The organism is Streptomyces sp. NPDC085596 (assembly GCF_044541565.1).
In the GTDB taxonomy this organism is placed as follows: domain Bacteria; phylum Actinomycetota; class Actinomycetes; order Streptomycetales; family Streptomycetaceae; genus Streptomyces.
In genome coordinates this window covers 515,805-532,536 of sequence record NZ_JBITTC010000005.1, presented here as the reverse complement: position 1 = coordinate 532,536, position 16,732 = coordinate 515,805, and the positions used below count along the sequence as shown (strand labels likewise).

Here is a 16,732-nt window from a genome sequence, read left to right as displayed (position 1 = left end):
CGACCCTATGCCGGGACGGCCCCCGCCCGAGAGGGTCGGGAGCCGTCCGCGGTCGTCACGCCAGCAGCGCCGGGATCGTGTTCTCGTGCGCCTCGCGCAGCTCCGCCAGAGGCAGGGCGAACTCGCCCTGGATCTCCACGGAGTCGCCGTCCACGACACCGATCCGGGTGGCCGGAAGGCCCCGCGCGCCGCACATGTCGGTGAAGCGCAGCTCCTCCGAGCGCGGCACGGCGACGAGCGCGCGGCCCGCCGACTCCGACAGGAGGAAGGTGAACGCGTCCAGACCGTCCGGGACGATCAGCCGCGCGCCCTTCTCCCCGAGCAGCGCCGACTCGACCACGGCCTGGATCAGACCGCCGTCGGACAGGTCGTGCGCGGAGTCGATCATGCCGTCGCGGGAGGCGGAGATCAGGATGTCGGCCAGCAGCCGCTCCCGCTCCAGGTCGACCTTCGGGGGCAGCCCGCCGAGGTGGTCGTGGACGACCTGGGACCAGGCCGAGCCGCCGAACTCCTCGGAGGTGTCGCCCAGCAGGTAGAGGAGCTGGCCCTCCTCCTGGAAGGCGACCGGGGTGCGCCGGGCCACGTCGTCGATGACGCCGAGGACCGCGACGACCGGGGTCGGGTGGATGGCGGCCTCGCCGGTCTGGTTGTACAGCGAGACGTTGCCGCCGGTCACCGGGGTGCCGAGCTGGAGGCAGCCGTCCGCCAGACCGCGCACGGCCTCCGCGAACTGCCACATCACGGCCGGGTCCTCGGGCGAACCGAAGTTCAGGCAGTCGGAGACCGCCAGGGGCTTGGCGCCGGTGGTCGCCACGTTCCGGTACGCCTCGGCCAGCGCCAGCTGCGCGCCCGTGTACGGGTCGAGCTTGGCGTAGCGGCCGTTGCCGTCGGTGGCGATGGCGACGCCGAGGCCGGTCTCCTCGTCCACGCGGATCATGCCGGAGTCCTCGGGCTGGGCGAGGACGGTGTTGCCCTGCACGAAGTGGTCGTACTGCGAGGTGATCCACTTCTTCGACGCCTGGTTGGGCGACGCGACCAGCTTCAGGACCTGCTCGCGCAGTTCCCCGGGCGTGGCCGGGCGGGGCAGCTTGTTCGCGTCGTCGGCCTGGAGGGCGTCCTGCCAGTCGGGGCGGGCGTAGGGGCGCTCGTAGACCGGGCCGTCGTGGGCGACGGTGCGCGGGTCGACATCGACGATCTTCTCCCCGTGCCAGTAGATCTCCAGCCGGTCGCCGTCGGTGACCTCACCGATGACGGTGGCGATGACGTCCCACTTCTCGCAGATCTCCAGGAAGCGGTCGACCTTCTCCGGCTCGACCACCGCGCACATGCGTTCCTGCGACTCGCTCATGAGGATCTCCTCGGGCGAGAGCGTGGAGTCGCGCAGCGGTACGTCGTCCAGGGTGACGCGCATGCCGCCGGAGCCGTTGGAGGCCAGCTCGCTGGTGGCGCAGGACAGCCCGGCCGCGCCGAGGTCCTGGATGCCGACGACGAGCTTCTCCTTGAAGGCTTCCAGGGTGCACTCGATGAGGAGCTTCTCCTGGAAGGGGTCGCCGACCTGGACGGCGGGACGCTTCGACGGCTTCGCGTCGTCGAAGGTCTCACTCGCCAGGATCGAGGCGCCGCCGATGCCGTCGCCGCCGGTCCGGGCGCCGTAGAGGATGACCTTGTTGCCCGTGCCGGACGCCTTGGCCAGGTGGATGTCCTCGTGCCGCATCACGCCGATGGCACCGGCGTTGACCAGCGGGTTGCCCTGGTAGCAGGCGTCGAAGACGACCTCGCCGCCGATGTTGGGCAGGCCCAGGCAGTTGCCGTAGCCGCCGATGCCCGCGACCACGCCGGGCAGCACCCGCTTGGTGTCGGGGTGGTCGGCGGCGCCGAAGCGCAGCGGGTCCACGACCGCGACCGGGCGGGCACCCATGGCGATGATGTCGCGCACGATGCCGCCGACGCCCGTGGCCGCGCCCTGGTAGGGCTCGACGTAGGAGGGGTGGTTGTGCGACTCCACCTTGAAGGTGACCGCGTAGCCCTGGCCGACGTCCACCACACCGGCGTTCTCACCGATGCCGACGAGCATGGCGTCCGAGTGGGGCGCCTTCTCGCCGAACTGGCGCAGGTGGACCTTGGAGGACTTGTACGAGCAGTGCTCGGACCACATGACCGAGTACATGGCGAGTTCGGCGCCGGTCGGGCGGCGGCCGAGGATCTCGACCACGCGCTCGTACTCGTCCTTCTTGAGGCCGAGTTCGGCCCAGGGAAGCTCGACGTCGGGGGTCGCGGCCGCGTTGTCGACCGTGTCCAGAGGCGTCCGGCTCATACGTTGACCAGCTTCTTGAGGATCGAGGTGAAGAACGGGAGGCCGTCGGTGCGACCGGTTCCGATCAGCGGCTCGACGGCGTGCTCGGGGTGCGGCATGAGGCCGACGACGTTCCCGGCCTCGTTGGTGATGCCGGCGATGTCGCGCAGCGAGCCGTTGGGGTTCATGCCGAGGTAGCGGAAGACCACCCGGCCCTCCGCCTCCAGCTTGTCGAGCGTGTACTCGTCGGCGACGTACCGGCCGTCCATGTTCTTCAGCGGGATGTGGATCTCCTGGCCCTGGCGGTAGTCGCCGGTCCAGGAGGTCTCCGCGTTCTCCACCCGCAGCGTCTGGTCGCGGCAGATGAAGTGGAGGTGGTCGTTGCCGAGCATCCCGCCGGGCAGCAGATGCGCCTCGGTGAGGATCTGGAAGCCGTTGCAGATACCGAGGACCGGAAGGCCGGCCTTGGCCTGCTCGATGACGGACTCCATCACCGGCGAGAAGCGGGAGATCGCCCCGGCGCGCAGATAGTCGCCGTAGGAGAAACCGCCGGGCAGCACCACGGCGTCGACCTGCTTCAGGTCCTTGTCCTTGTGCCAGAGAGCCACCGGCTCGGCGCCCGCGAGACTGATCGCGCGCCGGGTGTCACGGTCGTCGAGGCTTCCCGGAAATGTGACGACACCAATACGAGCGGTCACTCGGCGGCCCCCGCTACTTCCTCCACCTTCACGGTGAAGTCTTCGATCACGGTGTTGGCGAGGAAGGATTCCGCCAGATCACGGATGCGGGTGAGCGCGGCCTCGTCGACCGGCCCCTCTACTTCCAGCTCGAATCGCTTTCCCTGGCGGACGTCCGAGATCCCCGCGAAACCCAGGCGCGGCAGCGCACGCTGGACCGCCTGGCCCTGGGGGTCGAGGATCTCCGGCTTGAGCATGACGTCGACTACGACGCGTGCCACTGGCGCTCCCGATGTGTGGTGCTGAGCAGGTTCCTTCAGACTACCCGTACAAAATTTCTACGCGAGTAGAGTTGGAGGTTTCTACGTGACCCGCATCACGATCGGGTGTCGAACACCTGCCATGATGAAAATTTCTGGGAAAGTTCTGCGGTCCGCCCGTGATGCCTATTGAGTCGGGACACGCGGACGTATTCAGTAGGGCTTCCCATTTCATTGCCGGGCACTGTACAAATGAATTGGCAATAGCCGATACTCGGCACGTCATTGCCGGTGAAGCCGGTGAACCGTATCGACGTGCCGCACGAAGGGACCGATATCCGTGGCGCAAAAGGTCGTGGTCACGCTCTTCGACGACATCGACGGCTCGGAAGCGGCGGAAACGATCGCCTTCGGACTCGACGGCAAGTCGTACGAGATCGACCTGAACGAAACCAACGCCAAGAAACTGCGCAAGGCGCTCGCGCCCTACGTGGAGGCCGGCCGCAAGCGCGCCCGGTCCGGCAAGGCGTACAAGCAGACCGAGGTCGCCCCCGACCCGTCCGCCATCCGCGCCTGGGCCCAGGCGAACAAGATGGACGTGCCCGCCCGCGGCCGCATCCCGAAGAAGGTCTACGAGGCGTTCAGCGCGGCCCGCTGAGCCCGTACGGGCGACCCCTCAGGGTCCCGGACACCGGGCCCTGAGACTCGTTCACCTGTCCTCGGGGGGAACCGACTTGCGCAACCCCCCTGCTGATCGGCTAATGTCTGGGACACGCCGAGGGGCGAGGCCGAAAGGCCGAAACCCACGGAGCGTGCGGGTGTAGTTCAGTAGTAGAACACCCCCCTTCCAGGGGGGAGGCGCAGTGTGCGATTCCTGTCACCCGCTCTGGCACCGGTCATGACCGTCCTTTTGGATCAGGTAGGCTGGTGCTCGCACCGATCGGTGGGAGCCGGTCGGGAGCAGTGCGGACGTAGCTCAGTTGGTAGAGCGCAACCTTGCCAAGGTTGAGGTCGCGAGTTCGAGCCTCGTCGTCCGCTCAGAGAAAAGGCCCCGGTCTTCGGACCGGGGCCTTCTTCATGCCCTTCTTCTTCTGACATTTGTCATGCCGGGTGATGACACCGCGCACTGCCGACCCGGCCGGACCGCCGGGACGCTGGAGTCATGGACAGCACCCCACACGACCCCGTGATCGAGGTCACCGGACTGCGGCGGGTCTACGGCTCCGGATTCGAGGCCGTGCGCGGCATCACCTTCTCCGTGGCCCGCGCCGAGATCTTCGCCCTGCTCGGCACCAACGGCGCGGGCAAGACCTCCACCGTCGAACTGCTGGAGGGCCTCGCGGCTCCCGCCGGGGGCCGGGTGAAGGTGCTCGGCCACGACCCCTACGCCGAGCGGGCCGCCGTACGCCCGCGCACCGGCGTCATGCTCCAGGAGGGCGGCTTCCCCTCCGACCTGACCGTCGCCGAGACCGTCCGCATGTGGGCGGGCTGCACCAGCGGCGCCCGGCCCGGGGCGGAGGCGCTGGACCGGGTCGGCCTCACCGGGCGGACCGGCGTACGGATCAAGCAGTTGTCCGGCGGGGAGCGGCGGCGGCTCGACCTGGCGCTCGCCCTGCTCGGCGACCCCGAAGTGCTGTTCCTGGACGAGCCGACGACCGGGCTGGACGCCGAAGGCCGCCGGGACACCTGGGAGTTGGTGCGCTCGCTGCGCGACTCGGGCACGACCGTGCTGCTCACCACGCACTACCTGGAGGAGGCGGAGGACCTGGCCGACCGGCTGGCGATCCTGCACGAGGGCCGTATCGCCGCCTCCGGGACCCCGGCCGAGGTGACCGCGGACCGCCCGGCCAGCATCTCCTTCCGGCTGCCCGAGGGCTGGTTCCCCGGCGACCTGCCCCCACTGGCCGAACTCGGCGTCTGCGCCCACGAGATCAGCGGGCGCGTCGTCCGGCTCAGCACCCGCGAACTCCAGCGCTCGGCCATCGGCGTGCTCGCCTGGGCGGAGCGGGCCGGGGTCGCACTGCACGGTCTGGACATGCGATCGGCATCGCTGGAGGAGGCGTTCCTCGGGATCGCCGGGGAGCGGGAGGTGGCGGCATGAGCGGCACGGCACTGTCCATCGGAAGCGGAGCGACCCGGCGGCTGGGCGCGCCGGCCCGCGCCGAACTCACCCTGCTCGGCCGCAACAAGGGCGTGGTGTTCACGTCGCTGATCGTGCCGCTCACCCTGCCCTTCACCGCGCGGCAGGCCATCGGCCGGCTGGAGCTGGAGAAGCTCGGGCTGAGCGTCGGCACGGTCATGCTCCCGGCCGCCGTCGGCTTCACCTTCCTCTTCGCCGTCTACGCCTCCCTGGTCAACGCCTATGTCGCCCGCCGCGAGGAACTCGTGCTCAAGCGGCTGCGCACCGGCGAACTCTCCGACCCCGAGATCCTCACCGGCACCGCGCTGCCCGCCCTGGGCCTCGGCCTCGCCCAGGCGCTGCTGCTCTGCGCGGGCTGCACGGCACTGCTGCGTCTCGGCCCGCCGCAGGCACCGCACCTGGCGCTCCTGGGGCTGCTGGCCGGGCTGGTCACCAGCGCCGCCCTGGCCGCGCTGACCGCGTCCTTCACCCGCAGCGCGGAGAGCGCCCAGGTGACCGCGCTGCCGGTGGTGTTCGTCTCGATGCTCGGCTCCGGCATCATGTTCCCGACCGAGGCCATGCCCGACCGGCTCGCCCGTATCTGCGAGTTCCTCCCGCTCTCCCCGGCGATCCGCCTGGTCCGCGGCGGCTGGACCGGCCACCTGAGCGCGTACGAGGCACTGGGCGCCACGGCGGCCGCGCTGGCCTGGGCGGCCGTGGCACTGTTCGCCGCGAAGCGCTGGTTCCGCTGGGAACCGCGCCGCTGACACCGGGGGGAGACAGGATGCTGGGCCGGATACGGGGGATGCGCGAGCGGCACTGGCGGGCGCGGAGCAAGGCGGAGCGGGTCGAGCTGACCACCCTCGGCATGTGGCATCTGGCGCCGTGGCTGCTCTCGCTGAGCTGGCTGCTGATGCCCCTGATCGGCGGGCTGCGCCACCGGCCGGTGCCGCTCGCACTCGGCGCGCTGCTGCTCACGGTGGGCGCGGCGCAGTGCGCGGCGGCCGACCGGCTCACCCGGCCCGCGCTCGACCACTACCTCGGCCGGGCCACGCTGCCCGGCCGGGCGCTGGGGGCACCGGCGGCGCTGCTCGGTGCCGCCCTCGCGCTGATCGTGGCGCTGACCGCGCTGGACGGCATCGAGAGCTGGACGGGGCGGCTCGCCATGGGCGCGGTGCTGATGGCGTTCGGGCAGCCGTACGCGCTGCTGGTGCCCATGCCGGTCTATCTGCGGCGGGCCGGGGCGCTCGCCGTGGTGCTGGTCGCCGCGCTCGGGCTGGCCCGGCCGGACGACGGCGCCGGGGTGCTGGGCGCCGCGCTGACGGTGGCGTTCGGTGCCCTGCTCGCGCTGGGCGCCGGTCGCAGCGGCGCCTGGACCCTGTCGGTGCTCTGGGAGGCCGAGCGGGCACGGGAGGTGGAGGCCCGGCTCGCCGTCGCGGAGGAACGGCTGCGGTTCGGGCGGGATCTGCACGACGTGCTGGGCCGGAACCTCTCGGTGATCTCCCTGAAGAGCGAGCTGGCCGTCCAGCTCGCCCGGCGCGGCCGGCCCGAGGCGGTGGAGCAGATGATCGAGGTCCAGCGCATCGCCCAGGAGTCGCAGCGCGAGGTGCGGGAGGTCGTACGCGGCTACCGGGAGGCCGACCTCACGGCCGAACTCGCTGGCGCGAAGGGTGTGTTGGGTGCCGCGGGGATCGAGTGCGAGGTGACCGCCGAGGACGCGGCGCTGCCGGTGCCGGTGCAGTCCGCGCTGGCGTGGGTGGTGCGCGAGGCGGCCACCAATGTGCTCCGGCACGGGGACGCGCGGCGGTGCGCGGTGGAACTGGTGACACGGAAGGGGCATGTGGTGCTGACGGTGGAGAACGACGGCGCCGGCGAACCGTTCGGGGGCGGCGGCTCCGGTCTGGTCGGGCTGCGGGAGCGGCTGGCCGCCGTCGACGGCACGCTGACGGCGGGGCCGGTGGGCGAGGGGCGGTTCCGGCTTCAGGCGCGGGTGCCGCTGGGCCCGGTGACCTCATGAGCGGGCCGGTGCGGCTGCTGCTCGCCGACGACGAGCATCTGATCCGGGGCGCGCCGGCCGCCCTGCTCTCGCTGGAGGACGATCTGCTCGTCGTCGCGGAGGCGGCGAGCGGGCCCGAGGCGCTGGCGATGGCCCGGGCCCACACCCCCGACGTGGCGGTGCTGGATCTCCAGATGCCGGGCGCCGGCGGTGTGAGCGTGGCCACATCCCTGCGGGCCGAACTGCCCGGCTGCCAGGTGCTGATCGTGACCGGACACGGGCGGCCGGGCCATCTGAAGCGGGCCCTCGCCGCAGGTGTGCGGGGGTTCGTCCCGAAGACGGTCAGCGCCGAGCGGCTCGCCGAGATCATCCGGACCGTGCACGCCGGAAGCCGGTACGTCGACCCCGAGTTGGCCGCCGACGCGATCTCCGCCGGCGACTCCCCGCTGACCGCGCGGGAGGCCGAGGTGCTGGAACTGGCGGCCGACGGGGCACCGGTCACGGAGATCGCCGAGCAGGCCGCGCTGTCGCCGGGGACGGTACGGAACTATCTGTCCTCGGCCGTCACCAAGCTGGGCGCGGAGAACCGGCACACCGCGGTGCGTCTCGCACGGGACCGGGGTTGGGTATAGTTGGCCCCGCGCCACGGCGCACTGCGGACGTAGCTCAGTTGGTAGAGCGCAACCTTGCCAAGGTTGAGGTCGCGAGTTCGAGCCTCGTCGTCCGCTCCATGAAGAAGCCCCCGGTTCTCGACCGGGGGCTTCTCGCGTATCAGGACCAGCGGGTGCCGGTGAGCCTCTCGTACGCCTCGATGTACTTGGCGCGCGTCGCCTCCACCACGTGCTCCGGCAGCGGGGGCGGGGGCTGCTCGCTCGCGCGGTCCCAGCCGGACTCGGGGCCGGTCAGCCAGTCCCGCACGAACTGCTTGTCGTACGACGGCTGGGCGCGGCCCGGCTGCCAGGTCTCGGCCGGCCAGAAGCGGGACGAGTCCGGGGTGAGGACCTCGTCGGCGAGGACCAGGGTGTCGCCCTCGAAGCCGAACTCGAACTTGGTGTCCGCCAGCACGATCCCCCGGTCGCGGGCGATGTCACGGGCGCGGGCGTACACCGCGAGGGTGGCCTGGCGGAGCTGGGCGGCGGTCTCGGCGCCGACCTGGCGGGCCACCTCCTCGTAGGACACGTTCTCGTCGTGCTCGCCGACCTCGGCCTTGGTGGCCGGGGTGAAGATCGGGCCCGGCAGCTCCGAGCCGTCGACCAGCCCCTCGGGCAGCGCGAGCCCGCAGACCGTACGGGACTCCCGGTACTCCGCGAGGCCCGAGCCGGTCAGATAGCCGCGGGCCACGCACTCCACCGGGACCATCTCCAGCGACTTGCAGACCAGGGTGCGGCCCGCCCAGTCGGCCGGGGCGCCCTTCGGCAGCTCGGTGCTGATGACGTGGTTGGGCGCCAGGTCGCGGAGCTGGTCGAACCACCACAGCGACAGCTGGGTCAGCACCCGGCCCTTGTCGGGGATCTCGGTGGGCAGCACCCAGTCGTACGCGGAGATGCGGTCGCTGGCGACCATCACGAGGTCGCCCGCCTCGTCGCGGTACAGCTCGCGCACCTTGCCGGTGTGCAGGTGCACCAGACCCGGAACCTGGATCGGCTCGGGCTTTTCTACGAATCCGGACACGGTTCCTCCCCGTGGTTCTGTCCAACTGCCTCGATTCTCCCGTATGCCGGTGACCGGGCTGGTGGCAGGGTCAGTCCCGTTTGCAGATACGGTCCAGCAGATTGGCGGTGGCCCGCTGGACACGGGCGTCCACATGGCCGGGCCGGTCCAGCGCCGGGGACCAGGCGAAGGTGCCGGAGGCGAACACCCAGGCGCCGGACGGGGCGCGGTACAGCGAGGTCTCCTGATGGCGCCGGGCGCCCTCGCCGTCGGTGTACGGGGAGTGCGCGAGCAGCACCCGCTCCTCGTGCTCGGGCAGGGCGGTGCGCGGGAAGTACCGGTCGGCCTCGCCCGCGACCAGGCCCGCGATCTCGTCGCCCTCGCGGGCACCGGTCGCGTCCCACAGCCAGTGCCCGGCGTTGCGGACGATCAGCGGATGCGGCTCGGGGACCCGGCCCGCGTACTGGATGCCGATCAGCTGCTGCTCGGGGCGGTCGATCTCCCGCCACAGCACCGGCTTCCCGGGGCCCTTGCGCTTGCGGCAGGTCAGCAGCCGGTCCGGCACCCCGGACGCGGAGGCCGACAACTCCACCTGCCAGTACATGGTGTTGGCCGACAGGAAGACCAGCGAGGTGCCCCGGTCGCGGGCCTCCTCCACCGCCCGTCGCATCGGCACCGACCAGTACTCGTCATGGCCGGGGAAGACCAGGCCCCGGTACCGGGAGGGGTCCACGCGGCCGGCGTGCAGATCGCGGGCGTCGGCGTAGGCGAGGTCGTAGCCGTAGCGCTCGGCCCAGCGGATGAAGTCGTAGGCGTGGCCCACGTGCAGGGGCAGGCCCGCACCGGCGTAGGGGCGGTCGAAAGAGACGGTGGTGGCGGCGTCGGCCTCGCCGAGCAGGGAGCCCTTCTCGTCCCAGGCGTGGTAGAGGCTGGCACCGGTGCGGCCGTCCTCCGGGTACAGGTTGTACGCCTGCCAGGTGATGTCCGGGAGCAGCAGGAGGAGGTCGGCGGGCTCGTCGTCGCGGACCGTGAAGGGCACGTGGGAGCGGTAGCCGTCGGCGGTGGTGAGGACGGCGACGTACGCCCCGACGCGCCACTCGGCGGGTACCTGGAGGCGCCAGGACAGCCACCAGTGGTGGCAGGAGACCGTGCGGTCGGCGGCCAGCGGCGCGGTCTGGACGATGCCGGAGAGCCGGGGGCTGGTGGTGATCTTGGCGGCGCCGTGACCGGCGTAGTGGCCGATCCGGTAGATGTCGACGCTGAACTCCTGCGGCGGGTCGACCGTGATGTGGAAGTCGATCGCCTCGCCGGGCGCCACCGCGCCGGTGGACGCGAACCCCTTGATCTGGCGGCCCACGTCGTCGGCCGAGCGCGGGCCGGGACCGGCCGAGCGCGGGGCCGGGACGCGCGGCCCTCCGGGACGGCCGGGCCGGGTGGTGGCCGGCTGCGTGGTGTCGACGTACCAGGGGACCACCTGGCCGCTGTCGAAGTAGGTCTCACTGCCGCGCAGCCAGGGCACCGGGCCCTGGCCGAAGGGATCGGTGACGGCGTGCGCGAGCGCTCCCGACTCCCAGCGGCGGATGTGATCCGAGGTCATGGACGCCCCCTCCCTCGTGCCCCCGTTGCCTTTATGGCGTTGTCTGTGGTGCCAGGACCGGACCCCGGTGCCGTCGCCTGCCGTCTCGGGTGTGCTTCGGTGCGCCGGACGCTCGGCCGTGCGGGCGTGTGTCGTATGCCCGTGCCATGTGCGTGTCGGTCCCAGCACATCACATAACGCACGACTCCGGTCACTGTTCGTTGTGAATTGGCCTGAAGTGGAAGGCGCTGCTCCGTTACACCGGGGAACCGCCGGGACTCCTGGTGCCCGGTGGCGACTCGTGGGGTCGGGGCTCGTGGGGTCGGGGCTCGTGGGGTCGGGGCTCAGCTCAACCGGACCGGCTTCTCCGGCCGTATCCCGGACTCGGCCAGCCAGGCGCGCAGCGGGCCCGGATCGCCCTCCTCGATCAGGCTGAGCACCTTCGGGGCGAGGTCGGTGGCGCGCTCGCCGTCCAGCAGCAGGGTGGGGCCGTCCAGCCAGTCCAGCCCGGGGGCGGCGCCGGCGGTGTCGACGGCCGCGCAGCAGATCATCGCGGTGATGTGCGCGGCGAGCAGCTCCCGTCCGGTGCGCGGGGGCTGGAGCGGGAACAGCGGCAGGTCGCCGTCCTCCCACAGCGCGCTGTCCGGGCCCTGCGCCCGCGCGCCCTGCGGGGCCACGCTCTCCTCACGGGCCAGCGCGGCGCTGAGCCCGGCCGCGAGGAGCGCGCTGCGCTCGGTGGCGGGGTCGGGGTCGGCCTCCGGGTCCGGCTCCGCGCTGTCCGCGTCGTCTGCGTTGTCGAGGGGCGCGGCGGGCGCCGGGACCAGGGGAGCGTCGCCGGCGGCGGGCTCGGTGAGGTGGTCCAGGACGCGGGCCAGGGTGGGGCCGCCGGGATCGGGGGTGGCCGGGTCCAGGCTGGGGCTGACGCCCAGGGAGTCCAGCACCTGGTGCAGCCGGGCCGCCTCCGCGCGCCAGGTGCGGTCCACGACCTCCTCCGGGTACGCCTGCCAGTCCACCGGCGCCCAGCGGGGACCGGACTCGGCGGGGCCGCCGTGGAAGAGGCGGGCGGTGAGCAGGGACACCGCCTCATCCACCGCGCCGGGCTCCTCCAGCAGATCGCAGGCGGGGCGCTCCCCGAGGCGGGCGGCGAAGCCGTCGGCCAGCCGGTCGCGCCGGGACAGCTCGGTCAGCGCGGCGGCCACGCCCACGTCCAGCCGGGAGGGCCAGCGGCCCATCCGCCAGGCGGGCAGCGCCACCTTGGTCAGCAGCCGGTCCCAGCCCGCGTACGCCAGCCCGACCTGCTCCTGGGCGGCGATCCGGGGGCCGTAGTCCACGGCCTGGGCGCGCTCGGCGGCTGCCGTGGCCACCCCGCGCTCCATCAGCGCGGCGTGCTCACGGCAGCCGCGCAGCAGCAGCCGGGCCACCCGGCCGAGGGCCGCGTACACGCCTCGGGTCAGCGGGCTCCGGCCCGGCGCGTCGGCTACGGCCACCGCGGCGTCGAGACCGCGCACGAAGCGGCGGGCGGCGGCTATGTCCGGCTGCGCGGACGGGCCCGTACCGGCGACGACCGGGGCGAGCACCGCGCGCAGCTCGGCGACCCGCATCCACCACAGGAACGGCGACCCGATGACGAGCACCGGCGCCGGGACGGCGGGCCGCCGCTCGGCACGGGTGCCGGGGATCGCCGGCTCGCCCTGCGCGCGCGTCACGGGCGGGGCGTGGGCCGGGTGCGTACGGTCCTCCAGCCAGCTGTCGCAGTCCGGGGTGAGCGCTATCGCGGAGGGCGCGGGCACGTCGAGCCGGTCGGCCAGGTCGCGCACCATCCGGTACAGGTCGGGGGCGGAGCGCTCGGACACCGGGACCGTGGGACTCGCGGCGGGACGCGCGCGGGCCACCACCAGGGCGATGCCCGCGGTCGCCAGCAGCACCAGCACCGCGAAGACGCCCACCGCCCAGCGGGCCGCGTCCCAGCCGCTGCCGGTGAACTGGCCGGTGGCGCCACCGGTCAGCAGGATCACCTCAGCCGCCGCGGGCAGCAGCGCCACGGCCAGCGCCCGGCTGCGCACCCGCAGCACGGCCAGCGCGCGTGAACGCGCGGCCCGCGCGCCCAACTCCCCACCGGTTCCGCTCATGCGCGACGCTCACCCCCTCCGTGCCGTTCGCGTGCTGTCCTTGCGGTGCCCACTCCCCCACTGTGGCACCCGTCACTGACATCGCAATGCCGGTGGGCCAAGTGCCGGACCGCTTGCGCCGCACCATAGTTGGGGCCCCGGCCCCCGTCAGCCGGATGGCGCATTGCTCACTCGATGGAATGGCCTTGGTCAGAGCTGGGTGACGGACGGCAAAGGTCAGGCCCCGGATTTCGGGGTCCGGGGCCTGGGGTGGAGCAGGGGTGGATCTGGAGGCCGTCACGCCTGTGCGGGGGCCGCCGCCTGACTCGTCTCGGCCGCCTTCGCCGCGATGTCCGTGCGGTGGTGCGAGCCGTCGAGACGGAGACGGGCCACCGCGCGGTACGCGCGCTCGCGGGCCTCGGCCAGGTCCTCGCCGGTGGCCGTGACGGACAGCACGCGGCCGCCCGCGCTGACGGTCTCCTCGCCGTCCCGCCTGGTCCCGGCGTGCAGGACGTAGGCGTGCGGGGCGTCCTCGGCGGCCACCTCGTCCAGGCCGGTGATCGGGTCACCGGTGCGCGGGGTGCCGGGGTAGTTGTGCGAGGCGACGACCACGGTGACGGCCGCGTCCTCGCTCCAGCGCAGCGGCTCCAGGTCGGCGAGGGTGCCATTGGCGGAGGCCAGCAGGAGAGAGGCCAGCGGGGTCTTCAGGCGGGCCAGCACGACCTGGGTCTCGGGGTCGCCGAAGCGGGCGTTGAACTCGATGACCCGCACCCCGCGCGAGGTCATGGCGAGCCCCGCGTACAGCAGCCCGGAGAAGGGCGTACCGCGCCTGCGCAGCTCGTCCACGGTCGGCTGGAGCACGGTGCGCAGCACGTCGTCCACCAGCTCGGGGTCGGCCCACGGCAGCGGGGAGTACGCGCCCATGCCACCGGTGTTGGGGCCCTCGTCGCCGTCCAGCGCGCGCTTGAAGTCCTGCGCGGGCTGGAGCGGTACGACGGTCACGCCGTCGGTCACGGCGAAGAGCGAGACCTCGGGGCCGTCGAGGAACTCCTCGATCACGACCCGTTCGCACCCGGCGGCGTGCGCCTTGGCCTCCTCGGCGTCGGAGGTGACGACGACGCCCTTGCCCGCGGCCAGCCCGTCGTCCTTGACGACGTACGGGGCCCCGAAGGCGGCGAGCGCCTCGGCGACCTCCTCGGCGGTGGTGCAGACGTACGAGCGCGCGGTGGGCACCCCGGCCGCGGCCATGACGTCCTTGGCGAACGCCTTGGACCCCTCCAGCACGGCGGCCTCACGGGACGGCCCGAACACCGGGAAGCCCGCCTCCCGCACGGCATCGGCCACCCCGGCGACCAGCGGGGCCTCCGGGCCGATGACGACGAGGCCGGCCTCCAGTTCCCCGGCGAGCGCGGCGACGGCCTTGCCGTCGAGCGCGTCCACCTGGTGCTGCTGGGCCACCTCGGCGATGCCCGCGTTGCCGGGGGCGCAGTGCAGTTCGGTGACGTCGGGGTCGAGGGACAGAGAGCGGCACAGGGCGTGTTCGCGGGCGCCGCCGCCGATGACGAGGACCTTCACGGGGTCAGCCTATCGGCTGGGTCGCCGAAGACCGGGGGGTGGGGAAGTTGGAGGTTTCTACGAGGGGCGCTCGCGCTGGGCGGGCGCGGGGAACTGCGCGACAAGCCACGACGAACAGGCAGCTCGCCCACGAACCTCGACCCGACGATTCCCAGGCCGCTCACCCGCCGAAGGCGACCTCACTGGTCGTGGGAGAACTCCTCCACCACGGTGGCGCCCAGTTCGCGGACGATCAGGTCGCGGCCGGAGAGGGCGGACTCGTCGAGGTCGGGGTCGTCGTCCGCGGGGATGTCGTCCTCGGGGGAGACGGGGGGCGGTTCGGGGGCCGGGGGTCTGGAGGCGGGAGCCGCCTGGGCCTGGGGCCGGGAGCCGCCGCCCTGGGAGGGGGCGCTCGGCTGGGCGGCGGCGGGGCGGGGGGACGCGGGAGCGCCGTAGCCGCCGCTGCCACCGGCGCTCGCGGTGCCACCGCCTCCGCCGAAGCCCGGGGTGCCGCCGGGGGGCGGGGGTGCGGAGCCGCCGCCGGAGGGGTCGATGACCGCCTCGATCTTCCACTGCACGTTGAACTGCTCGGCCAGCGCCTGGCGCAGCACGTCCTCGCTGCCGCTGGCGGAGAAGTTGTCCCGGGCGCCCGCACTGGCGAAGCCGAGCTGGAGGGTGGTGCCGTCGAAGCCGGTCACCTGGGCGTTCTGGCTCAGCAGGATCCAGGTGAAGCGGCGGCGGTTCTTGACGGCCTCCAGGATGTTCGGCCAGAGCATGCGGGGGTCGAGACCGCCGGAGGGGGCGGGGGCCGCCGGAGCGGGGGCCTGGGGCTGGGGCTGGCTCTGACTCGGGGCCTGGGGGCGGCTCGGCGGGGCCTGGGGAGCCTGCGGGGCCTGGGGCTGCTGCTGACCGCCCGCCGGGGTGGCCGTGGGCCACGCGCCGGAACGCCGGCCGGCACCGGCGGGGGTCGCGGTGGGCCAGGCGCCGGGGGCGGCGGGGGTGGTTTCCGGGGCCGGAGTGGGGGGCTGGGGGGCCGGGGGCTGGGGGGCCGGGGGCTCGGCGGCGGGAGCCGTACCCGCGCTGGGCGGGCCACCGGGGTTCCGTACGGCCGCGCGGGCGGCGGCGGGGCCACCACCGGGCGGTACGGCGGGTGCGTCACCCATGGCCGGAGCGGCGGGCGCGACGGGGGAGGCCGCAGGGGCCGCGCCGGGGTGGGCCTCGGGGCCGGGGACGTACTGCATGGCGGGGGCGGCGGCGCCGGCGGAGAAGTTCACACCGCGCTCGACGCGGTCGAGGCGGGCCATGAGGGAGCGCTCGTCGCCGTAGGCGGCGGGGAGCAGCACGCGCGCGCAGATGAGTTCCAGCTGGAGGCGGGGCGAGTTGGCGCCGCGCATCTCGGTGAGGCCCTCGTTGACGAGGTCGGCGGCGCGGCTCAGCTCGGCGGCGCCGAAGATCTCGGCCTGGGCCTGCATGCGCTCGATGACGTCGGCGGGGGCGTCGATGAGGCCCTTGTCGGCGGCGTCGGGCACGGCGGCGAGGATCACCAGGTCGCGCAGCCGCTCCAGCAGGTCGGCGACGAACCTGCGGGGGTCGTTGCCGCCCTCGATGACATGGTCCACGACCTCGAAGGCCGCGGCTCCGTCACCGGTGGCGAACGCCTCGACGACGGAGTCGAGGAGGGAGCCGTCGGTGTAGCCGAGGAGGGAGGTGGCCATGGGGTACGTCACACCGTCCTCGCCGGCACCGGCGAGGAGCTGGTCCATGACGGACATGGAGTCACGCACGGAGCCCTGGCCCGCGCGCACGACCAGCGGCAGTACGCCCTCCGCGACCGGGATGTCCTCCTTCTGGCACACCTCGCCCAGGTACTCCCTGAGGGTGCCGGGCGGGACGAGCCGGAAGGGGTAGTGGTGCGTACGCGACCGGATGGTCCCGATGACCTTCTCGGGCTCGGTGGTGGCGAAGATGAACTTGAGGTGCTCCGGGGGCTCCTCGACGACCTTCAGCAGCGCGTTGAAGCCGGCCGACGTGACCATGTGGGCCTCGTCGATGATGTAGATCTTGTACCGGCTGCCCGCGGGCCCGAAGAACGCCTTCTCGCGCAGCTCACGGGCGTCGTCCACGCCACCGTGGGAGGCGGCGTCGATCTCGATGACGTCGATGGAACCGGGCCCGTTGCGCGCGAGGTCCTGGCACGACTGGCACTCGCCGCAGGGGGTGGGGGTGGGACCCTGCTCACAGTTCAGACAGCGGGCCAGGATGCGGGCACTGGTCGTCTTGCCGCAGCCGCGCGGACCACTGAACAGGTACGCGTGATTGACCCGGTTGTTCCGCAGCGCCTGCTGCAGCGGGTCGGTTACGTGCTCCTGCCCGATGACCTCGGCAAAGGTCTCGGGGCGGTAGCGGCGGTACAACGCGAGAGACGACACGCATACGAGGTTATAGGGGAGCACCGACAACCGGCCGCACGGCGGAAGCGGGCCCGAGCCCGCCGCAGGT

The 16,732-nt window shown here is 72.9% G+C and carries 13 protein-coding genes and 3 tRNA genes; 8 read left to right on the top strand and 8 right to left on the bottom strand.

Features of this window, described 5'->3' with window-relative positions:
• Window positions 1-55 precede the first annotated feature (55 nt).
• From purL to purS, 3 genes are read right to left on the bottom strand one after another with little or no spacing between them, the layout of a single operon-like run.
• Window positions 56-2,314, bottom strand: coding sequence for a phosphoribosylformylglycinamidine synthase subunit PurL (purL, locus tag ACIGA3_RS18555; RefSeq protein WP_399716560.1), 2,259 nt, complete (start codon window positions 2,312-2,314; stop codon window positions 56-58).
• Complete coding sequence (gene purQ / locus ACIGA3_RS18550) at window positions 2,311-2,991, bottom strand: phosphoribosylformylglycinamidine synthase subunit PurQ (protein ID WP_399716557.1); 681 nt, start codon at window positions 2,989-2,991, stop codon at window positions 2,311-2,313. The genes purL and purQ overlap by 4 nt, the downstream gene beginning before the upstream one ends.
• On the bottom strand, window positions 2,988-3,251 hold the full coding sequence (purS, locus tag ACIGA3_RS18545) for a phosphoribosylformylglycinamidine synthase subunit PurS (protein ID WP_389003334.1): 264 nt from the start codon (window positions 3,249-3,251) through the stop codon (window positions 2,988-2,990). The genes purQ and purS overlap by 4 nt, the downstream gene beginning before the upstream one ends.
• A gap of 319 nt (window positions 3,252-3,570) precedes the next feature.
• Between purS and ACIGA3_RS18540 the strand changes: the two genes are divergently transcribed.
• From ACIGA3_RS18540 to ACIGA3_RS18505, 8 genes are all read left to right on the top strand, one after another.
• The gene (locus ACIGA3_RS18540; protein WP_161148899.1) at window positions 3,571-3,888 is read left to right on the top strand and encodes an Lsr2 family protein; all 318 of its coding nucleotides are present in this window, start codon (window positions 3,571-3,573) and stop codon (window positions 3,886-3,888) included.
• 156 nt (window positions 3,889-4,044) lie between these two features.
• Window positions 4,045-4,116, top strand: a tRNA-Gly gene (locus tag ACIGA3_RS18535).
• 79 nt (window positions 4,117-4,195) lie between these two features.
• Window positions 4,196-4,268, top strand: a tRNA-Gly gene (locus ACIGA3_RS18530).
• 124 nt (window positions 4,269-4,392) lie between these two features.
• Window positions 4,393-5,331, top strand: a complete 939-nt coding sequence (locus ACIGA3_RS18525; RefSeq protein WP_399716553.1) for an ABC transporter ATP-binding protein — start codon at window positions 4,393-4,395, stop codon at window positions 5,329-5,331.
• A complete protein-coding gene (locus ACIGA3_RS18520) occupies window positions 5,328-6,116 on the top strand; it encodes an ABC transporter permease (RefSeq protein ID WP_399716550.1) in 789 nt (262 codons plus the stop codon). The genes ACIGA3_RS18525 and ACIGA3_RS18520 overlap by 4 nt, the downstream gene beginning before the upstream one ends.
• Window positions 6,117-6,133: 17 nt before the next feature.
• Window positions 6,134-7,366, top strand: coding sequence for a sensor histidine kinase (locus ACIGA3_RS18515; RefSeq protein ID WP_399716547.1), 1,233 nt, complete (start codon window positions 6,134-6,136; stop codon window positions 7,364-7,366).
• Window positions 7,363-7,977 carry a response regulator gene (locus tag ACIGA3_RS18510; protein ID WP_399716544.1) on the top strand — a complete coding sequence of 205 codons (615 nt, stop codon included), beginning with the start codon at window positions 7,363-7,365 and terminating at the stop codon, window positions 7,975-7,977. Before ACIGA3_RS18515 ends, ACIGA3_RS18510 begins: the two co-directional genes overlap by 4 nt.
• A gap of 23 nt (window positions 7,978-8,000) precedes the next feature.
• Window positions 8,001-8,076: transfer RNA gene (locus tag ACIGA3_RS18505), tRNA-Gly, on the top strand.
• 40 nt (window positions 8,077-8,116) lie between these two features.
• On the opposite strand, the gene ACIGA3_RS18500 is transcribed toward ACIGA3_RS18505, so the two are convergent.
• The 5 genes from ACIGA3_RS18500 to ACIGA3_RS18480 form a co-directional block, all read right to left on the bottom strand.
• Entirely contained in the window at window positions 8,117-9,016 is a 900-nt protein-coding gene (locus ACIGA3_RS18500) for a phosphoribosylaminoimidazolesuccinocarboxamide synthase (RefSeq protein ID WP_399716541.1), read from the bottom strand.
• A 70-nt stretch (window positions 9,017-9,086) separates the two neighbouring features.
• Window positions 9,087-10,592 carry a N,N-dimethylformamidase beta subunit family domain-containing protein gene (locus tag ACIGA3_RS18495; RefSeq protein ID WP_399716539.1) on the bottom strand — a complete coding sequence of 502 codons (1,506 nt, stop codon included), beginning with the start codon at window positions 10,590-10,592 and terminating at the stop codon, window positions 9,087-9,089.
• 323 nt (window positions 10,593-10,915) lie between these two features.
• A complete protein-coding gene (locus ACIGA3_RS18490; RefSeq protein WP_399716537.1) occupies window positions 10,916-12,700 on the bottom strand; it encodes a hypothetical protein in 1,785 nt (594 codons plus the stop codon).
• Between the two features lie 276 nt (window positions 12,701-12,976).
• A complete protein-coding gene (gene purD, locus ACIGA3_RS18485; RefSeq protein WP_399716534.1) occupies window positions 12,977-14,254 on the bottom strand; it encodes a phosphoribosylamine--glycine ligase in 1,278 nt (425 codons plus the stop codon).
• A 179-nt stretch (window positions 14,255-14,433) separates the two neighbouring features.
• Window positions 14,434-16,662 carry a DNA polymerase III subunit gamma and tau gene (locus ACIGA3_RS18480; protein WP_399716531.1) on the bottom strand — a complete coding sequence of 743 codons (2,229 nt, stop codon included), beginning with the start codon at window positions 16,660-16,662 and terminating at the stop codon, window positions 14,434-14,436.
• Between the last annotated feature and the right edge of the window lie 70 nt (window positions 16,663-16,732).

What these genes read in the sequence shown, in the direction of transcription:
- purL (WP_399716560.1), bottom strand. Translation starts at nt 2,314, where the DNA reads ATGAGCCGGACGCCTCTGGACACGGTCGACAACGCGGCCGCGACCCCC.
- ACIGA3_RS18525 (WP_399716553.1), top strand. Translation starts at nt 4,393, where the DNA reads ATGGACAGCACCCCACACGACCCCGTGATCGAGGTCACCGGACTGCGG.
- ACIGA3_RS18520 (WP_399716550.1), top strand. Translation starts at nt 5,328, where the DNA reads ATGAGCGGCACGGCACTGTCCATCGGAAGCGGAGCGACCCGGCGGCTG.
- ACIGA3_RS18515 (WP_399716547.1), top strand. Translation starts at nt 6,134, where the DNA reads ATGCTGGGCCGGATACGGGGGATGCGCGAGCGGCACTGGCGGGCGCGG.
- ACIGA3_RS18510 (WP_399716544.1), top strand. Translation starts at nt 7,363, where the DNA reads ATGAGCGGGCCGGTGCGGCTGCTGCTCGCCGACGACGAGCATCTGATC.
- ACIGA3_RS18495 (WP_399716539.1), bottom strand. Translation starts at nt 10,592, where the DNA reads ATGACCTCGGATCACATCCGCCGCTGGGAGTCGGGAGCGCTCGCGCAC.
- ACIGA3_RS18490 (WP_399716537.1), bottom strand. Translation starts at nt 12,700, where the DNA reads ATGAGCGGAACCGGTGGGGAGTTGGGCGCGCGGGCCGCGCGTTCACGC.